The organism is Modestobacter altitudinis (genome assembly GCF_005930475.1).
Classification (GTDB): Bacteria; Actinomycetota; Actinomycetes; order Mycobacteriales; family Geodermatophilaceae; genus Modestobacter; species Modestobacter altitudinis.
The window spans coordinates 1-15,401 of the sequence record NZ_SJEW01000016.1; the positions used below are offsets into that span (position 1 = coordinate 1).

19 protein-coding genes and 1 riboswitch are annotated in these 15,401 nt (G+C 75.3%); of the genes, 9 read left to right on the top strand and 10 right to left on the bottom strand.

Annotated elements, in window-relative coordinates; all coding sequences use genetic code 11:
* Together FHL79_RS25045 and FHL79_RS08215 are read right to left on the bottom strand one after the other, a co-directional pair.
* Positions 1 to 264: hypothetical protein (locus tag FHL79_RS25045; RefSeq protein WP_171058076.1), on the bottom strand; the 264-nt coding region annotated here is incomplete at its 3' end.
* 29 nt (positions 265 to 293) lie between these two features.
* Positions 294 to 1,325 carry a zinc-binding dehydrogenase gene (locus FHL79_RS08215; protein ID WP_138758125.1) on the bottom strand — a complete coding sequence of 344 codons (1,032 nt, stop codon included), beginning with the start codon at positions 1,323 to 1,325 and terminating at the stop codon, positions 294 to 296.
* Positions 1,326 to 1,375: 50 nt separating this feature from the next.
* On the opposite strand from FHL79_RS08215, the gene FHL79_RS08220 reads away from it, so the two are divergent.
* The 3 genes from FHL79_RS08220 to FHL79_RS08230 all read left to right on the top strand — a co-directional run bounded on the left by FHL79_RS08220 (position 1,376) and on the right by FHL79_RS08230 (position 3,858).
* Positions 1,376 to 2,434: a threonine aldolase family protein gene (locus FHL79_RS08220; protein ID WP_138758126.1), complete on the top strand. Its 1,059-nt coding sequence runs from the start codon at positions 1,376 to 1,378 to the stop codon at positions 2,432 to 2,434.
* Positions 2,435 to 2,570: 136 nt separating this feature from the next.
* Complete coding sequence (locus tag FHL79_RS08225; RefSeq protein WP_138758127.1) at positions 2,571 to 3,398, top strand: ATP-binding protein; 828 nt, start codon at positions 2,571 to 2,573, stop codon at positions 3,396 to 3,398.
* Positions 3,399 to 3,579: 181 nt separating this feature from the next.
* Positions 3,580 to 3,858, top strand: coding sequence for a hypothetical protein (locus tag FHL79_RS08230; protein ID WP_138758128.1), 279 nt, complete (start codon positions 3,580 to 3,582; stop codon positions 3,856 to 3,858).
* 4 nt (positions 3,859 to 3,862) lie between these two features.
* On the opposite strand, the gene FHL79_RS08235 is transcribed toward FHL79_RS08230, so the two are convergent.
* Positions 3,863 to 4,285, bottom strand: a complete 423-nt coding sequence (locus tag FHL79_RS08235; RefSeq protein ID WP_138758129.1) for a hypothetical protein — start codon at positions 4,283 to 4,285, stop codon at positions 3,863 to 3,865.
* 14 nt (positions 4,286 to 4,299) lie between these two features.
* On the opposite strand from FHL79_RS08235, the gene FHL79_RS26130 reads away from it, so the two are divergent.
* The 4 genes from FHL79_RS26130 to FHL79_RS08250 all read left to right on the top strand — a co-directional run bounded on the left by FHL79_RS26130 (position 4,300) and on the right by FHL79_RS08250 (position 8,280).
* Positions 4,300 to 4,422: a hypothetical protein gene (locus FHL79_RS26130; RefSeq protein WP_281283861.1), complete on the top strand. Its 123-nt coding sequence runs from the start codon at positions 4,300 to 4,302 to the stop codon at positions 4,420 to 4,422.
* 10 nt (positions 4,423 to 4,432) lie between these two features.
* A riboswitch (SAM riboswitch) is annotated at positions 4,433 to 4,548 on the top strand.
* A gap of 45 nt (positions 4,549 to 4,593) precedes the next feature.
* On the top strand, positions 4,594 to 5,886 hold the full coding sequence (locus FHL79_RS08240) for a bifunctional o-acetylhomoserine/o-acetylserine sulfhydrylase (protein WP_138758130.1): 1,293 nt from the start codon (positions 4,594 to 4,596) through the stop codon (positions 5,884 to 5,886).
* A gap of 2 nt (positions 5,887 to 5,888) precedes the next feature.
* Complete coding sequence (gene metX / locus FHL79_RS08245) at positions 5,889 to 7,010, top strand: homoserine O-acetyltransferase MetX (RefSeq protein ID WP_138758131.1); 1,122 nt, start codon at positions 5,889 to 5,891, stop codon at positions 7,008 to 7,010.
* Positions 7,011 to 7,173: 163 nt separating this feature from the next.
* Positions 7,174 to 8,280 carry a fatty acid desaturase family protein gene (locus tag FHL79_RS08250; protein ID WP_218938379.1) on the top strand — a complete coding sequence of 369 codons (1,107 nt, stop codon included), beginning with the start codon at positions 7,174 to 7,176 and terminating at the stop codon, positions 8,278 to 8,280.
* Positions 8,281 to 8,339: 59 nt separating this feature from the next.
* Here the strand turns inward: FHL79_RS08250 and FHL79_RS08255 are convergent, their stop codons facing one another.
* Genes FHL79_RS08255 through FHL79_RS08280 form a run of 6 tightly spaced genes read right to left on the bottom strand, consistent with a single transcriptional unit; the run spans position 8,340 to position 12,065 of the window.
* Positions 8,340 to 8,996 (bottom strand): sigma factor-like helix-turn-helix DNA-binding protein, encoded by a 657-nt coding sequence (locus FHL79_RS08255; protein WP_138758132.1) that lies wholly within the window; start codon positions 8,994 to 8,996, stop codon positions 8,340 to 8,342.
* Positions 8,993 to 9,496: a hypothetical protein gene (locus FHL79_RS08260; RefSeq protein ID WP_138758133.1), complete on the bottom strand. Its 504-nt coding sequence runs from the start codon at positions 9,494 to 9,496 to the stop codon at positions 8,993 to 8,995. The genes FHL79_RS08255 and FHL79_RS08260 overlap by 4 nt, the downstream gene beginning before the upstream one ends.
* Before the next feature lie 21 nt (positions 9,497 to 9,517).
* Positions 9,518 to 10,051, bottom strand: a complete 534-nt coding sequence (locus tag FHL79_RS08265; protein WP_138758134.1) for a gamma carbonic anhydrase family protein — start codon at positions 10,049 to 10,051, stop codon at positions 9,518 to 9,520.
* A 56-nt stretch (positions 10,052 to 10,107) separates the two neighbouring features.
* Entirely contained in the window at positions 10,108 to 10,419 is a 312-nt protein-coding gene (locus FHL79_RS08270) for a hypothetical protein (protein WP_138758135.1), read from the bottom strand.
* 25 nt (positions 10,420 to 10,444) lie between these two features.
* Complete coding sequence (locus FHL79_RS08275; RefSeq protein WP_138758136.1) at positions 10,445 to 11,335, bottom strand: NAD(P)H-hydrate dehydratase; 891 nt, start codon at positions 11,333 to 11,335, stop codon at positions 10,445 to 10,447.
* Positions 11,316 to 12,065 (bottom strand): histidine phosphatase family protein, encoded by a 750-nt coding sequence (locus FHL79_RS08280; RefSeq protein WP_138758137.1) that lies wholly within the window; start codon positions 12,063 to 12,065, stop codon positions 11,316 to 11,318. The genes FHL79_RS08275 and FHL79_RS08280 overlap by 20 nt, the downstream gene beginning before the upstream one ends.
* A 124-nt stretch (positions 12,066 to 12,189) precedes the next feature.
* Here FHL79_RS08280 and FHL79_RS08285 point away from each other — a divergent pair, with 124 nt between their 5' ends.
* Positions 12,190 to 12,771, top strand: a complete 582-nt coding sequence (locus FHL79_RS08285) for a YdeI/OmpD-associated family protein (protein ID WP_138758138.1) — start codon at positions 12,190 to 12,192, stop codon at positions 12,769 to 12,771.
* Between the two features lie 128 nt (positions 12,772 to 12,899).
* Positions 12,900 to 14,240 carry an FAD-binding oxidoreductase gene (locus FHL79_RS08290; protein WP_138758139.1) on the top strand — a complete coding sequence of 447 codons (1,341 nt, stop codon included), beginning with the start codon at positions 12,900 to 12,902 and terminating at the stop codon, positions 14,238 to 14,240.
* A gap of 121 nt (positions 14,241 to 14,361) precedes the next feature.
* Here FHL79_RS08290 and FHL79_RS08295 read toward each other — a convergent pair whose 3' ends face one another.
* Positions 14,362 to 15,363, bottom strand: a complete 1,002-nt coding sequence (locus tag FHL79_RS08295) for a C40 family peptidase (protein WP_138758140.1) — start codon at positions 15,361 to 15,363, stop codon at positions 14,362 to 14,364.
* Positions 15,364 to 15,401: the final 38 nt, after the last annotated feature.

Below are 15,401 nucleotides of genomic sequence, written 5' to 3' on the forward strand. Positions count from 1 at the left end.
CACCCCGACCGCCCCGGCCACGACCTCGGCGCCGGCCGCCACCACACCGGCCACGACGACCACCCGCCCGAGCCGCACCAGCGCCACCCCGACCGCCCCGGCGGAGGACGAGGAGACCTCCGCGCCGGCGACGACCACCCGGGCGCCGAGCTCGACCAGCGCGCCGTCCTCCTCCCGCGCTCCGGTGAACAGCGGCGCCCCGGCGAGCAGCCGCGCCCCCTCGTCCAGCGCGGAACCGTCGGCGACCAGGCAGCCGTCGGGCACCTCGAGCGCGCCGACCAGCTGAGCTCGGCTCAGAACGAGGTGACGACGGCGATCCCCGGCTCCCGGCCGACCGCGGCCAGCGCTGCACCGGCGTCGTCCAGCCCCAGCCGGCGGGTCACCAGCAGCTCGGGGTGCAGCCGCCCGGCCTCGATCAGCGAGAGCATCGCCGGGTAGTCGGCGGCGGCCATGCCGTGGCTGCCCAGCACCGCCAGCTCGCCGGCGATGACGACCTCCATCGGCACCTCCGGGCGGCCCACCGCGGGTGGCAGCAGCCCCACCTGCACGTGCCGGCCGCGCCGGCGCAGGCTGCGGATGGAGTTGACGCAGGTCACGGCCGCGCCGAGGGCGTCCAGGGAGACGTGCGCGCCCCCGCCGGTGAGCTCGGCGACCGCGGCCGGGACGTCGTCCGCCGTTCCGTCGACGAGGTGCTCCGCGCCGCACGCGGCGGCCAGCTCCAGCGCTCCCGGTGACACGTCGACGGCCACCACCCGGGCGCCGGCCGCGACCGCGACCTGGACGGCGGACAACCCCACCCCGCCGCAGCCGTGCACGGCGACCCACTCCCCCGGGGCCACCCGCCCGACGCCGGTGACCGCGCGGAACGCGGTCGCGAACCGGCAGCCCAGGCCGGCGGCGGTGGCGAACGGCATCCCGTCGGGCAGCGCGACCAGGTTCACGTCGGCGGCGTCCACTGCGACGTGCTCCGCGAGCGACCCCCAGTGGGTGAAGCCCGGCTGGGTCTGGTGGAGGCACACCTGGCCGGCACCCTCCCGGCACGGCGGGCAGTGACCGCACGCGCAGACGAACGGCACGGTCACCCGGTCGCCGACCGACCAGTTCCGCACCCGGTCCCCGACCGCGGCGACGGTGCCGGCCAGCTCGTGCCCGGGGACGTGCGGCAGGACGACGTCGGGGTCGTGGCCGGACCAGCCGTGCCAGTCGCTGCGGCAGATGCCGCTGGCGCCCACCTGGACGACCACGCCGTCCGGGGCGGGGCCCGGCTCCGGTACCGAGCGGACCGTCAGGGGACCGCCGAACTCCTCGAACACCAGCGCGCGCACGCCGAGAGCCTGCCTGGTGCCGCTCCGGGGGCGGCAGGCAGGCTGGGCCCGTGGACGACCTCGCTGCGTTGCGCCAGTCCTGCGACCGGGCCCTGGCCGGGCACGGCCCGCAGACCGCCGCCGACCTGCTCGCGACCGTCCCGCCGGACACCGCGGTGGACCGCTACGGCGACGGCGGGGTGGTCACCGAGCTCGAGGAGGAGGTCGCCGACGTCCTCGGGCAGCCGGCGGCGGTCTACCTGCCCAGCGGGATCATGGCCCAGCAGGCAGCGCTGCGGGTGCACGCCGAGCACCGGGGACGGCGCGCGGTGGTCTACCACCCGCAGTGCCACCTCGAGGTGCACGAGGGGCGGGCGCTGGAGCGGTTGCAGGGCCTGGTCGGTCGCCCGGCCGGCGACCGCGACCGGCTGCTGCTCCGGACCGACCTCGACGCCGTCGCCGAGCACCCGGCGGCGCTGCTGGTCGAGCTGCCGCAGCGGGACCTGGGCGGGCAGCTGCCGCCGTGGGACGACCTGGTCGCCCAGGCGACCTGGGCCCGTGAGCGCGGCGCCGCCGCCCACCTGGACGGCGCACGGCTGTGGGAGGCCGCCGCCGGCTACGGGCGTCCGCCGGCCGAGATCGCCGCGCTGTTCGACACCACCTACGTCAGCTTCTACAAGGGCATCGGCGCGCTGGCCGGCAGCGCACTGGCCGGGTCGGCCGAGGTCGTCGCCGAGGCGCGCGAGTGGCGGCGCCGGCTGGGCGGCACGCTGTTCGGGCTGTGGCCAGGTGCGGCGTCCGCGCTGACCTGCCTGCGCCGCCGGCTGCCGCTGTTCCCCGGCTACCTGGAGCAGGCCCGCGCGGTTGCCGCCGCCGTGGCGGACCTCCCCGGCGTCACCGTCGTCCCGGACCCGCCGCAGACCCCGATGCTGCACCTGCTGCTCCGCACCGACGCCGCCCGGTTCACCGCGGCGGCCCGCACGCTGGCCGCGGGCGGGCTGTGGACCTGGGAGCGCGCCGCCCCGACGGCCGACCCGGGTGTGCAGCGGGTCGAGCTCCCGGTCGGCGACGCGACGACCGCGCTGACGATCGGGGAGATCCGCGAGGCGATCGCCGCACTGGCCGGCTGACCCCTCGGCCCGACCCGGCAGCCCGACCGGCATTGCGGTACACAATCGACCGTGGACCTGCTCGCCGGCACAGGCGTCGAGGAGCGGTTCCCTGCCGGCCGTTGCCCGGCCTGCTCAGACGTCAGCCGCGCTCCACGTGCCTGATCTCGTCACCGAGGGCCGCTGCGGGGAGTCCACGCTGCACCGGTGCCTGCGGCCACGGACCAGCGACCACTGGACCCGGATCGACCTCAGGGCACTCACCTTCGCCGAACCCGTCGGGTTGACCGCGCTGGCGACCTTCGCCGAGGAGCAGCTCCGAGCCGGTCACCGGGTGCTGGTCCAGCGCCCCGAGGACGCCAGCGTGGCCCGGTACCTGGCCCGGATGCGGCTGGACGAGACGCTCACGGCCCTCGGTGCCGAGGTGGACCTCCCCCACGTACGGGCTCGGCCCCTGGGCAACGTGCTGCTGGAGCTGACCAGGTTCGACGGCCACCGGGGCGCGGGCGCGTTGGCGCAGATGGTCCACGCACTGATCGCCCCGTACGACGCCGAGGCGGCGAACGCCCTGCACAACGGCCTGTGCGAGGCGGGCATCAACGTCGTCGACCACGCACGGCGGGACGGCGGCTTCCTGGCGGCCCAGATCACCCACAACGGCCGGCGGTTGAGCTTCGCGGTGTCCGACTCGGGCATCGGACTCCTGCGATCACTGAGCCGCAAGGGGGCCCGGACCGACGCGGACGCGCTCCGGATGGCCATCCGGCCGGGCATCTCCGAGCACGACGACCCCGGGCGGGGCGTCGGGCTCTCGGACATGGTCCGCGAGCTGTCCCGCCTAGGGGGACACCTGCACCTGACCTCGGGACGCTCCTCGCTCCTGGCCCCGGACACCTCGGAGGAGACGCATGTGTGGCCGCAGGGCATCACGGGCACGCACCTGCAAGGTGTCATACCACTACGACACGCCGTCCCCCTGGGGTGACGTACCGGCCCCTGGGTGGGCGAGGTGCTGACCGGCGTGATGGGATCAGCGGGCGTGGTCCGACGCGATCGCTGGTCCCGGGACGAGGGCGAGGTCCTCGGGACCAGGCCGACGTCCTCCGAGCGAGGACAGAGTGCGGGGGTTGAGGAGCCGGGTGTTCGTGCTGAGACTCCCTCGACTGGTGGGGACACGGGAGGCCGCGGTCGACCTCCTGGACGAGCAGGCCGTCCCCCGCGACCTCCGGCACGCTGACGTCATCGTGTTCTGCGACGACCTGGCCACCGGCTCGGCCTCCTTCGCCGACGAACTGGTCCGGCAGGTGCTCGCCGAACGCCACGGGGGTCACCTCGTCCTCGTGGGCGCCCCCCAGCTGTTCTGGGCGCGGGTGTGCGAGTCGGCAGAGCGCCGAGGGGTCCCGCACCGGGTCACGCAGAAGTCGGCCGCCGAGGTGACCCGGTAGGGGGTCACCCGTAGGCCTGCCGCAGGCAGCGCTCGATCTCATCGGCGAGGGCCTGGAAGGCCGCCGCCTCCTCCTCGACGTTCACGTCGGGGTCCTTCGCGGCGTAGGACCCGCCGACGTCCTGGTAGGCAGCAGCCAGCGGCCGCAGGGCCTCGCCGTGCAGCGACTGGGCGATGGCCTCGTCCAGGGCCATCACCTGGTCCTCCAGCGCGTCGTCCCGCACCCGGCGCTGCAGGCGACCGGTGCGCCGCTTCCGCTGGTACAGCCGTCGCAGCCGGAGCAGCGCCGACTGCGCGTCCTTGAGCGATCGAGCGGCGCTGTCGTCGCGACGGGTACGACGCTTCTCCCTGAGCTGCAGCCAGGTGCCGATGTTGGACGCGCTCAGCACGGCCGTCACGGCCCAGTGCAGCCAGTCCGCCCAGGTCATGAAGATGACGTTACGTGTCCCCACCGTCACAAAATCGCTCCGCCGACGAGCGAGCGGTGGTCCACCTGTCGCTGGACGACCTGCTCACCGCGCTGCTGCCGGGGGCCCGGCCCGCGTCCGACCGGGCGACGTCCTAGGATGGGCGTGGCTCACGAGAGGCAGCGACAAGCACCTGGCTGGCTGCCCGGCAACCTCAACTCCGTCTGAGGTGCTCCAGGGGAAGAGCTGGCCGGACAGCACCCGCCGCCCGGCAAGGACGGAGCCCTCCGCGCTGTGGGTGCTCCGGCGACCCAGGAGGTGCTCAGCGCATGACCGAACCCAGCGGCTGGAGCTTCGAGACCCGGCAGATCCACGCCGGAGCCGCTCCCGACCCGACCACCGGCGCCCGGGCGCTGCCGATCTACGCCACCACCAGCTACCAGTTCCGGGACAGCCAGCACGCCGCGGACCTGTTCGCGCTGGCCGAGATGGGCAACATCTACACCCGGATCATGAACCCGACGCAGGACGCGCTCGAGCAGCGGGTGGCCTCGCTCGAGGGTGGCGTCGCGGCGCTCGCGGTGGCCAGCGGCCAGGCCGCCGAGACCCTGGCGATCCTGAACATCGCCGAGGCCGGCAGCCACGTCGTCGCCTCGGCCTCGCTGTACGGCGGCACCTACAACCTGCTGCACCACTCGCTGCCCAAGCTGGGCGTCCAGGTCTCCTTCGTCGAGGACCCCGACGACCCGGAGAACTGGCAGTCCCTGGTGCAGGAGAACACCAAGGCCTTCTACGCCGAGACCATCGGCAACCCCAAGGGCGACGTCCTGGACATCTCGGCGGTGTCGGAGGTCGCGCACCGCAACGGCGTCCCGCTGATCGTGGACAACACGATCGCCACGCCGTTCCTGATCCGGCCGATCGAGCACGGCGCCGACATCGTCGTCCACTCCGCCACCAAGTACCTCGGGGGGCACGGCACCGCGATCGCCGGGCTCATCGTCGACTCCGGCAACTTCGCCTGGACCGGCGGGAAGTTCCCCGGCTTCACCACTCCCGACCCGACCTACCACGGCGTCGTCTACGCCGACCTCGGTGCGCCGGCGTACGCGCTCAAGGCCCGGGTGCAGCTGCTCCGCGACCTCGGCCCGGCGATCTCCCCGTTCAACGCCTGGCTCATCGTGCAGGGCATCGAGACGCTGTCGCTGCGCATGGAGCGGCACGTGGCCAACACCCAGCGGGTCGCCGAGTGGCTGGAGTCCCGCGACGAGGTCGAGTCGGTGCACTACGCCGGCCTGGCGTCCTCGCCCTGGCACGCCGCGCAGCTGAAGTACGCCCCGAAGGGCGCCGGTGCGGTGCTGGCCTTCGAGATCCGCGGCGGCATCGAGGCCGGCAAGCGCTTCGTCGAGGGGCTGGAGCTGCACAGCCACGTGGCCAACATCGGTGACGTGCGCAGCCTGGTCATCCACCCGGCGTCCACCACGCACTCGCAGCTGACCGCCGACGAGCAGCGGACCACCGGCGTCACCCCCGGCCTGGTCCGGCTGGCGGTGGGCCTGGAGGGGATCGAGGACATCCTGGCCGACCTTGAGTCCGGGTTCCGGGCCGCCAAGGGGTCCTGACGTTGTCCGGGTCCCGGGGGGCGGCACCGTCCGTCTCCGGGGCCCGGACCGGCGGCTGGGTCGAGGGCGACCCGGTCGGGATGCGGCAGTTCCTCGACCTCGCCGGTCCGGTCGAGCTCGAACGCGGCGACGTGCTGCCGGCGGTGCGGGTCGCCTACGAGACGTGGGGGACGCTCGCGCCCGACGCGGGCAACGCGGTGCTGGTGGAGCACGCGCTCACCGGCGACAGCCACGTCGTCGGCCCGGCCGGGCCGGGGCACGCGACGGCCGGCTGGTGGCCGTCGCTGATCGGTGCGGCCGCCCCGCTGGACACCGACCGGCTGTTCGTCGTCTGCGCCAACGTCCTCGGCGGCTGCCAGGGGACGACCGGGCCCTCCTCGAACGCACCGGACGGCGCCCCGTGGGGCTCTCGGTTCCCCGAGGTCACCATCGCCGACCAGGTGGCGGTCGAGGCGGCGCTGGCCGACGCCCTGGGCATCGGCACCTGGCAGGCGGTGCTCGGCGGCTCGATGGGCGGGATGCGGGCGCTGGAGTGGGCGGTCTCCCGACCCGAGCGGGTCGCCGGGTTGTTCTTCCTGGCCTCGGGGGCGGTGGCCAGCGCCGACCAGATCGGCACCCAGACCACCCAGCAGACCGCCGTGCGCAGCGACCCGGCGTGGTCCGGCGGCGACTACGCCCCCGGACCGGGACCGGTGACCGGGCTCGGGGTCGCCCGCCGGATCGCGCACCTCACCTACCGCAGCGGCCTCGAGCTCGACGCCCGGTTCGGCACGACGGTGCAGGACGACGGCCGGTTCGCCGTCGCCTCCTACCTCGACCACCACGCCGCCAAGCTGGCCGCACGGTTCGACGCCGGCAGCTACGTCGTGCTCACCGAGGCGATGAACAGCTGGGACGTCGGCCGCGGCCGAGGGGGCGTGGAGGCGGCGCTGTCCCGGGTCACCGCGCGGGCCGTCGTCGCCGGCATCGACTCCGACCGGCTCTACCCACCGGCGCAGCAGCAGCGGGTGGCGGCGGGCCTCGGCGTCCCGCTGCGGCTCATCACCTCGCCCTACGGCCACGACGGCTTCCTGGTGGAGACCGCCGAGGTCGGCGCGCTGGTCCGGGAGCTGCTGACGGGCTGAGCGGGTCCGCGCCGGGGGCCTCGCGTGGCAGGCCGGTGCCACGTCGCATACCGTCGGCCGCACGCGGTGCTCGATCCCGATGCAGCGCGGTCCCCGTCGTCGCCGGCCCGCCGGCCCCACCCGGCGTGCCCCGGAGCAGCCCGGAGCCGGCCAGAGAGAGCAGATGACCGCATCCACCCTGGAGGGCTCCACGCCTCCGCCCGCCCGCGGACCCCGTCCCGAGCGAGCCCGTGACCGGTCGGTCAGCGTCTACGCCGAGCTGTCCCAGCAGGTCAAGGACGCCGGGCTGCTGAACCGCCGCCGCCCGTACTACGTCGTGTCGATCGCGCTGACCGTCGCCGCGTTCGCCGGCGTCTGGGTCGCCATCGTCGCCGTCGGGGACTCGTGGTGGCAGCTGGCCCTCGCCGTCCTGCTCTCGCTGGTCTGCACCCAGTTCGGCTTCTTGGGACACGACACCGCGCACCGTCAGGCGTTCGGCTCGCACCGGGTCAACGAGTGGTCGGCGCGGGTGCTGTCCTGCGGCTTCGCCGGCATCGGCTACGGCTGGTGGATGCAGAAGCACAACCGGCACCACAACGCCCCGAACCAGATGGGCAAGGACCCCGACATCGTGTCGGAGGTGCTCGCCTTCACCCCGGACGACGCCGCCGAGCGGACCACCGGCCTGCGTGGCTGGTTCACCCGCCACCAGGGCTGGGCGTTCTTCCCGCTGCTGTGCTTCGAGGGCGCGGCGCTGCACGCCAACAGCATCGCCACGCTGGTCCGGGACAAGTCGATGCCGCACCGCCGGCTCGAGGTCGCCATCATCGCGCTGCGGCTCGGGCTCTTCGTCGCCGCGGTGTTCCTGGTCATGCCGCCGCTGCTGGCCGTGGGCTTCATCGTCGTCCAGCAGGCGGTCTTCGGTCTGCTCCTGGGTGGGTCCTTCGCGCCCAACCACAAGGGCATGCCGGTCGTCCCGAAGAACGCCAAGGTCGACTTCCTGCGCCGCCAGGTCCTCATGTCCCGCAACATCCGGGGTGGCCTGCTGACCGACTTCATGATGGGCGGGCTGAACTACCAGATCGAGCACCACCTGTTCCCCAGCATGCCGCGGCCGAACCTGCGCAAGGTCCAGCCGATGGTGCGCGCGCACTGCGAGAAGCACGGGATCAGCTACACCGAGACGTCGCTGGTCGGGTCCTACCGGATGGTCGTCCGGTACCTGAACCGGGTGGGCCTGGGCGAGCGCGACCCGTTCGTCTGCCCGCTGGTGCAGTCCGTCCGCAACTGAGAGGACCCCGCTGCCCCCCACCACTCACACGCTCGCGGCGGGGCCCTGCAACGGGGCCGCTACAAGCTCAGCGCGACCAGCACGACGATCGCGACCAGCACCGCGGCCAGGGCGAGCAGGCCGAGCCGGTGGCTGCGCCGGTCGCGGGCGCCCTCCCGGACCCAGCGGAGGGCGTCGTCCGGGGTGGTGACCTGCTCCGCCCGCAGGGCCAGGCTACTGGCCAGCCGGGGACCGTCGGTGCCGAGGGCGTCGAGGCCGCGGGCGATGGCGCCGGTGACCGTGTCGACCGGGGAGCCGAGCGCGTCGGCGGTGTCGGCCACCGACAGCCCCGTCCCGTACCGGAGCACCAGGGTGGCCCGCAGCTGGGGCGCGAGCCGCGCCAGCGCGGTCGACACCTCGTCCGGCGGGCCGGGGTCGGTGGGGCGCCGGGCGAAGCCGGGGAAGCCGACGGCGTTCGCCAGGACCGGGCTGTCCCCGAGCAGGTCCCCCACCCGGGACACCCGCCGCCAGCTGGTGTGCGCGGCCACCAGCTGCCGCCGGGCGGAGGCGGTGGCGGCGTCCTGGTCGTCGAACCGGCCCCAGGCCTGCTCGGTGGTGATCAGCGCGCCCTGCAGCAGATCGCGCGCCTCCACCCGGTCGCCGGTCAGCAGGTACGCCGTCCGCAGCAGCCCGGCCGACCGGTCGGTCACGAACTCCTCGAACGACCCCGCGCTCACCCGCCCGACCCGGTCCCCGCCGGTTCGGGCCAGCCGGCCAGCGAGCCGATCCAGGCCAGCGCCAGCCACGCACCGGTCAGCTGCCCGGTGCCCCTCCCGTCGGTGACGTCCAGCCGCCACGGCGCCGAGGCGTGCCGCGGCCGGCGTGACCCGCTGCCCGGCACCGCTGCGACCACCCGCCACGTCTGGACCGGCAGTCGCCGGGGCGGCCGCTCGGCGCGCCCGGACGTCGCCCAGACGCCCTCGCGGCTGGCCTGCACCTGCTCGGCGGGCGCGTCAGCCGGCCAGTGCAGCCGGACGACGCCCAGGTCCAGGTAGGCCGCTGGGTCGGCGGGCAGCGTCCAGGTCGCGGGTCGGGCGCCGGTGGACGCATCAGCGCCCAGCGTGACCACGGTCGAGACGCCCTTCAGCAACGCACCCAGCGCCCGCCCGACCCGGACCTCCGGCGGCGCGTCGTCCACGGTCCAGCCGACCAGCCGGCGCAGGTCCTCGTCGCTCACCCGGCCAGCCTGCCGCACGGGCTACTGCTGCACGCGGCGGACCGCGCGGTGGGCGTCGAGGCGGTCGGTGTAGCTGGTCGCGTTGGCCCGGATCGCGGCCCGGTCGCCCTCGGTGGTCTCCCGGCGCACCTTGGCCGGCACCCCGGCGACCAGTGAGTTCGGCGGGACCTCCGCGCCCTGCATGACCACGGCCCCGGCGGCGACGATCGAGCCGGAGCCGATGTGCGCGCCGTTGAGCACGGTGCTGCCCATCCCGATGAGCACGTCGTCGTCCACCCGGGCGCCGTGCAGCACCACGTTGTGGCCCACGGTGACCCCACGCCCGATGACCAGCGGGGCGCCGGGGTCGCTGTGCAGGGTCGAGCCGTCCTGCACGTTGGAGTCCGCGCCGATCTCGATGACCTCGGCGTCGGCACGGGCGATCGCGCCGTACCAGATGCTCGACCGCGGCCCCATCGTCACCTTGCCCACGACGACCGCCGTCGGTGCCACGAACGCCTGCTCGTCGATCTCCGGGGCGCCGAAGTCGAGCTCTCCGATGTAGCTGTCAGCCACGCTGCTGCACTCCTCGCCGAGGTCGCGGGCGGGTCCCGCTGCTCGGGAGCAGCAGATCACACCCCGCCGTCGGCACCCCACTCGGCGAGGAAGGCGGCCGGGGTGAGCTCGGCGAGGTGGCGCTGCACCAGAGCGAGCATCTCCCCGGGCACGTTGGGGTCCCCGGCCGGCACCCGCACCACCTCGGCGCCGCCGGCGCGGCGGGTCACCACCACGTCGCTGAGCGAGGGCTGCGGGAGCAGCCCCCAGGCGAGCTCGGCGGCGAACGCGGCCAGGAACCGGGCGCTCCGGGCCAGCCGGCCACCGCGGCGCGGCTGCAGCGTCGCCTCGTACACGTCGCTGGTCCGCTGGTCCGCTGCTCCGGTCACCGGGCCAGCCTGGCCGACGCAGGGGTCAGAGGTCGACCTCGGCCAGCACCCGGGGGATCTGCGCAGGCAGCTCGCGGGCCAGGAAGCCGAGCCGGCCGACCGTGGCGGCCAGCCGCTCCCCTGCCCGGCCGTGCAGGTAGGAGGCCCACACCGCGGCCTGGTCGGGCTCGGCCCCGCGGGCCAGCAGGCCGGCCACCACCCCGGCCCGCACGTCGCCGGAGCCGGAGACGCCCAGCCCCGCGCCGCCGCTCTCGTCCTCCCACAGCCGGCCGTCCGGACCGGCGATCCAGCTCGTCGCCCCGCCCAGGCCCACGGTGGCGTGCGCCTGCTCGGCCAGCCGCCGGGCCGCACCGGCCGGGTCGTCGTCGACCTCGTCGGGCTCCACGTGCAGCGTCAGCCCCAGCTCGGTGGGGTTGGGGGTGAGCACCACGCGGCCGGCGAGGTGGTGCAGGCACTGCGGGTCGGCGGTGACGGCGGCCAGGCCGAGGGCGTCGAGCGCGACCGGCCCCTCCAGCTCCGGCAGCAGCGCCTCGACCAGGCCCCGGGTCTCCGGCTCGTCGGCCATGCCGGGGCCGATGAGCACGGCCGAGGCGCGCTGGGCCAGGTCGAGCAGCAGCTCCGCCGAGTCGGCGCGGATGGCACCGGCCTCGGTCGACGGGACGCCGCGGACCAGCGCCTCGGGGAGCGCGATGGACACGTGCGGGGCGACCTTCGACGGGACGACGACCTGCAGCTTCCCCGCGCCGGAGCGCAGTGCCGCCTCGGCGGCCAGGGTCACCGCGCCGAGGGTCTCCGTGCTGCCGCCGATGACCAGGATCGAGCCGCGGGACTCCTTGCCCCCGGTCGGCTCGGGCAGCCGCCAGCCCCGCAGCACCTGCGGGGTGACCAGGGTGGCGTCAGGCTGGGGACGGGACATCGTTCTCCTCGGTCACGGGGGCCTCGTCGTCCGGGTGGTCGTCGAGGTGCTCGACACCGTTGAAGGTGACGAGCCGGAAGCGCCCGTCGGACGCCTCGTAGCGGGTCACCGAGGTGTTGGCGATCTGGTCGCCCCGGTCGATCTCCAGCAGCTGGCTCTCGGTGAGCTCCTCCAGCACGTACCGGAAGACCATGACCACGGCCTGGTGCGAGACGCACAGCAGCCGCTCGCCGTCGTGCCGCAGCGCCTCGGTGGCCAGCAGGCTGCGCACCCGCAGGGCGACGTCGGCCCAGCTCTCGCCGCCCGGCGGCCGGTAGTAGAACTTGCCGAGCAGGTCGCGGCGGCGCGCCTCGTCGGGGTACTCCTCGCGGATCCCCTCCCGGGTCATCCCGTCGAAGGCGCCGAAGTCCCGCTCCCGCAGCCGTTCGTCGTACCGGATGGTCAGCTCCGCCCCGCTGGCCGCCACCGCCCGCTGCGCCGTGGCCGCCGCCCGGGCGAACGGGGAGCTGAGCACGGTGGTCGGCCGGTCGCCGGCGGGCAGCCCCGCCAGCCACGCGCCGAGCGCGTCGGCCTGGGACTCACCGGTGGGCGACAGCGGGACGTCGGGGTCCCGGACGTCGAGCTCGAGCCGGCCCGAGCCCTGCTCGTGGGCCTGGGCATCGGCCAGGTTGCCCATGCTCTCGCCGTGGCGGACCAGCCACAGCGCGGTGGGGCCCGGTGACTGCGCCATGGAGAGTCCCCGTCCGTCGTCGCGGCGCCGCTGCTCGGCCCGTCCGCTGGGCCGTAGCCGAGGGGGACGGCGGTCAAACCGCCGGGTGCTGGACGGCGGCGGGCGCGGTCACCACGATGGGGCCGTGGCCGACGACACGACCTTCGAGACGCGCGCGTTCCCCAGCGCGGCCGACTTCGACGCCTGGCTGGCCACCGAGCACGACCGAGCGCCCGGCCTCTTCGTCAAGATCGCGAAGAAGTCCGCGGGGATCCCCTCGCTCACCGCGGCCGAGGCGGTCGAGGTGGCGCTGTGCCACGGCTGGATCGACGGCCGCGGCAACCGGGTGGACGACGACTGGTTCACCGTCCGGTACACCCCGCGGCGGCCCAGGAGCGTCTGGTCGCAGAAGAACGTGGAGACGGTGGCCCGGCTGATCGCCGACGGGCGGATGCGACCGGCCGGGCTGGCGGCGGTGGAGGCCGCGCAGGCCGACGGGCGCTGGGACCGCGCCTACGCGGGGCCCGCGACGATCACCGTGCCCGACGACCTGGTCGCCGCACTGGCCGCCGAGCCCGCGGCGGAGTCGTTCTTCGCCGGGCTGGACAGGACGAGCCGGTACGCCGTCCTGTGGCGGGTGCACACCGCCGCCACCCCGCAGACCCGGGCGAACCGCATCGCTGCCTGCGTCCAGATGCTCGCGGAGGGTCGCCGCTTCCACGGTTGAGGCGCGTGTCGCGCCCGCGAGGTCGTTCCGGACGACGACGACCACCTCACCTGCAGGTCCGCTCCGCTAGGAACGCCCAGGACCCGTGCCCGGCGGGACGGCAGTGGGACGACCCAGGAGGCTCCTCCGTGACCAGCACGCTCGACCAGCTCACCGGCACCGTGCACCGCCCCGGCGACCCGGGGTACCCGGCCGCGGTGACCGGGTACAACCTCGCCGTCGTGCACGCGCCCGCCCTCGTCGTGGAGGCGCAGACGGTCGACGACGTCGTCACCGCCGTCCGGTACGCCGCCGCCGAGGGTCTCGCGGTGACGGTGCAGAACACCGGTCACGGCGCCCGCCACCCCGTCGGCCCGGACACCCTGCTGCTGCGCACCGGCGCGCTGGACGGCGTGGCGGTGGACCCCGTCGGCCGCACCGTGACCGTCGGCGCCGGCGTCACCAGCGGCCAGGTCGTGGCCGCCGCCGCGCCGCACGGGCTGGCGCTGGTGGCCGGCGCCGCACCCTCGGTCGGCGTGGTCGGGATGGCCACCGGGGGCGGCATGGGCCCGCTGGCCCGGGCGCTGGGCTTCGCCGCGGACCGGGTCCGCAGCTTCGAGGTGGTGACCGCGGACGGCGAGCAGCGGCACGTGGCCGCCGACAGCGAGCCTGACCTCTTCTTCGCCCTGCGGGGCGGCGGTGGCGGTGTCGCCGTGATCACCGCGCTGACCGCGGACCTGGTCGAGCTGCCCGGCTTCTGGGGCGGTGCGGTGTTCTTCCCCGGCGCGCACGCGGCCGCCGTCCTGCACGCCTGGCGGACCTGGGCGCCCACGCTGCCCACCGAGGTGACCACCTCGATCGCGCTGCTCCGGCTGCCGGACCTGCCCGACCTCCCCCCTCCGCTGCGCGGGCAGTTCCTGGTCCACCTGCGGATCGCCTCGACCGGATCGCCGGACGACGGCGCGGCCCTGCTCGCGCCGATGCGGGCGGTGGCCCCGGTGGTGGTCGACACCGTCGGCCCGAGGCCGTACACCGAGATCGGTGCCGTCCACCTCGACCCCGAGCAACCAGCCCCGACCGCCGATTCCGGCTGCCTGCTCGGCGGGCTGCCCGCCGCGGCGGTCGACGCGCTGCTCGCCGTGGCCGGGCCGGGGGTCGAGACCCCGCTGCTGGCGGTGGAGCTGCGTCAGCTCGGTGGCGCGCTGGCGGTGCGCCCGGAGGTGCCGGACGCGGTGAGCGGCCGGGACGCCGCCTTCTCGCTGTTCGCGGTCGGCGTGCTGGCCCCACCGGTCGCCGCGCAGGTGCCGGCCGCCGTCCGCGCTGCGGTGGCCGCGCTGGCGCCGTGGCGCTCCGGTCTGCAGTACGGCTTCGCAGCCGGCCAGGACCTCACCGAGGCGTGGACCCCCTCGGTCCTGGCGCGGCTGCGTCGGGTCACCCGCGACCGCGACCCGGACGGCCTGTTCCGCGCCGCCCAGCAGCTCCCGGCCTAGCCCGTGCCGTCCGGGATCAGGTCACCTGATCATGTGTGCTCCTGGCTCACCGCACACCGTGAGCCAGGAGCAAGCACGATCAGGTGACCTGATCCCGCGCGAGGGGCAGGAGAGTTCCCGGCTACCCCGTGACGCGGCGGGCGCCGACGTAGCCGCCCTTGTCCACGCTGGTGACGGCGACCGGCTTGCCGGTCACGCTGGCGTGCACCATCTGGCCGTTGCCGATGTAGAGGCCGACGTGGCTGACCGGGGAGTAGAAGAACACCAGGTCACCGGGCTGCAGCTCGGCCCGGGAGACCGCCACGCCCATCGTGGACTGGGCACGGCTGGAGTGCGGCAGGGTGATCCCGGCAGCGGCGTAGGCGTACATCGTCAGGCCGGAGCAGTCGAAGGTGTCCGGGCCGCTGGCGCCGACGCCGTACATGTCCCCGACCTGGGCCAGCGCGGTCCGCACCGCGGCCCCGGCGGCGGCGGTCGGCGCGGGGGCCGGGCTGGCGGTGACCTCGGGGCCGGCCAGCACGGTCTGCACCCGCACCTGGTCGGCGGCCGACAGCCGGGACAGGTCGGCCTGGTAGCCGGCCAGCTCGTCCTTCAGCTGCGCCTTCTGCGACTCCAGGTCCGCCGCGGCCGCGGTGGCGGCGACAGCGGCGGCGTCGGCGGACCGCTGGGCCTCGTCGGCGGCGGTCCGCGCGGCGGTCGCCTGCGCGACGATCGCGTCGGCGTGCGAGGCCAGCTGGTCGAGGGTGTTCATCTGCTGGATCAGGTCGTCGGCCGAGCCGCTGGTGAGGAAGGCGGCCAGCCGGCCGCGGGTGGTGCCGACGTACCCGGTCTGCGCGATCGCCCGCAGCTCCGGCTCCAGGGCGTCGAGCTGCACCTGGGCCTGGGCGGCCGCTGCGGCGGCGGCGGTCGCGGCCACCTGCTGCTGCTCGGCGGACGCCGCGGCCTGGTTGACCTCCTCGCCGACCTGCTCGAGCTGCTGCCCGGTGTCGGCGACGGCCTGCCGGGCCTGCTCGGCGGTTGCCGGGGCGGCGGAGCTGGTCGTCGGGGTGAGGACGACGGCGACACCGGCGGTCAGCGCGAGGGCGGCGGCGCGCGTCCACCGTCGCGTGGTCGATCGGGTCACGAGGGGCCTCCGTCTGCGCGCGTCGCGCCCGGGGAGGG

Bases quoted from the DNA above. Each gene is read 5' to 3' on its own strand.
- FHL79_RS08275 (WP_138758136.1), bottom strand. From the start codon at position 11,335: ATGTCCCGTCCCCAGCCTGACGCCACCCTGGTCACCCCGCAGGTGCTG.
- FHL79_RS08250 (WP_218938379.1), top strand. From the start codon at position 7,174: ATGACCGCATCCACCCTGGAGGGCTCCACGCCTCCGCCCGCCCGCGGA.
- FHL79_RS08235 (WP_138758129.1), bottom strand. From the start codon at position 4,285: ATGACCTGGGCGGACTGGCTGCACTGGGCCGTGACGGCCGTGCTGAGC.
- FHL79_RS08240 (WP_138758130.1), top strand. From the start codon at position 4,594: ATGACCGAACCCAGCGGCTGGAGCTTCGAGACCCGGCAGATCCACGCC.
- FHL79_RS08280 (WP_138758137.1), bottom strand. From the start codon at position 12,065: ATGGCGCAGTCACCGGGCCCCACCGCGCTGTGGCTGGTCCGCCACGGC.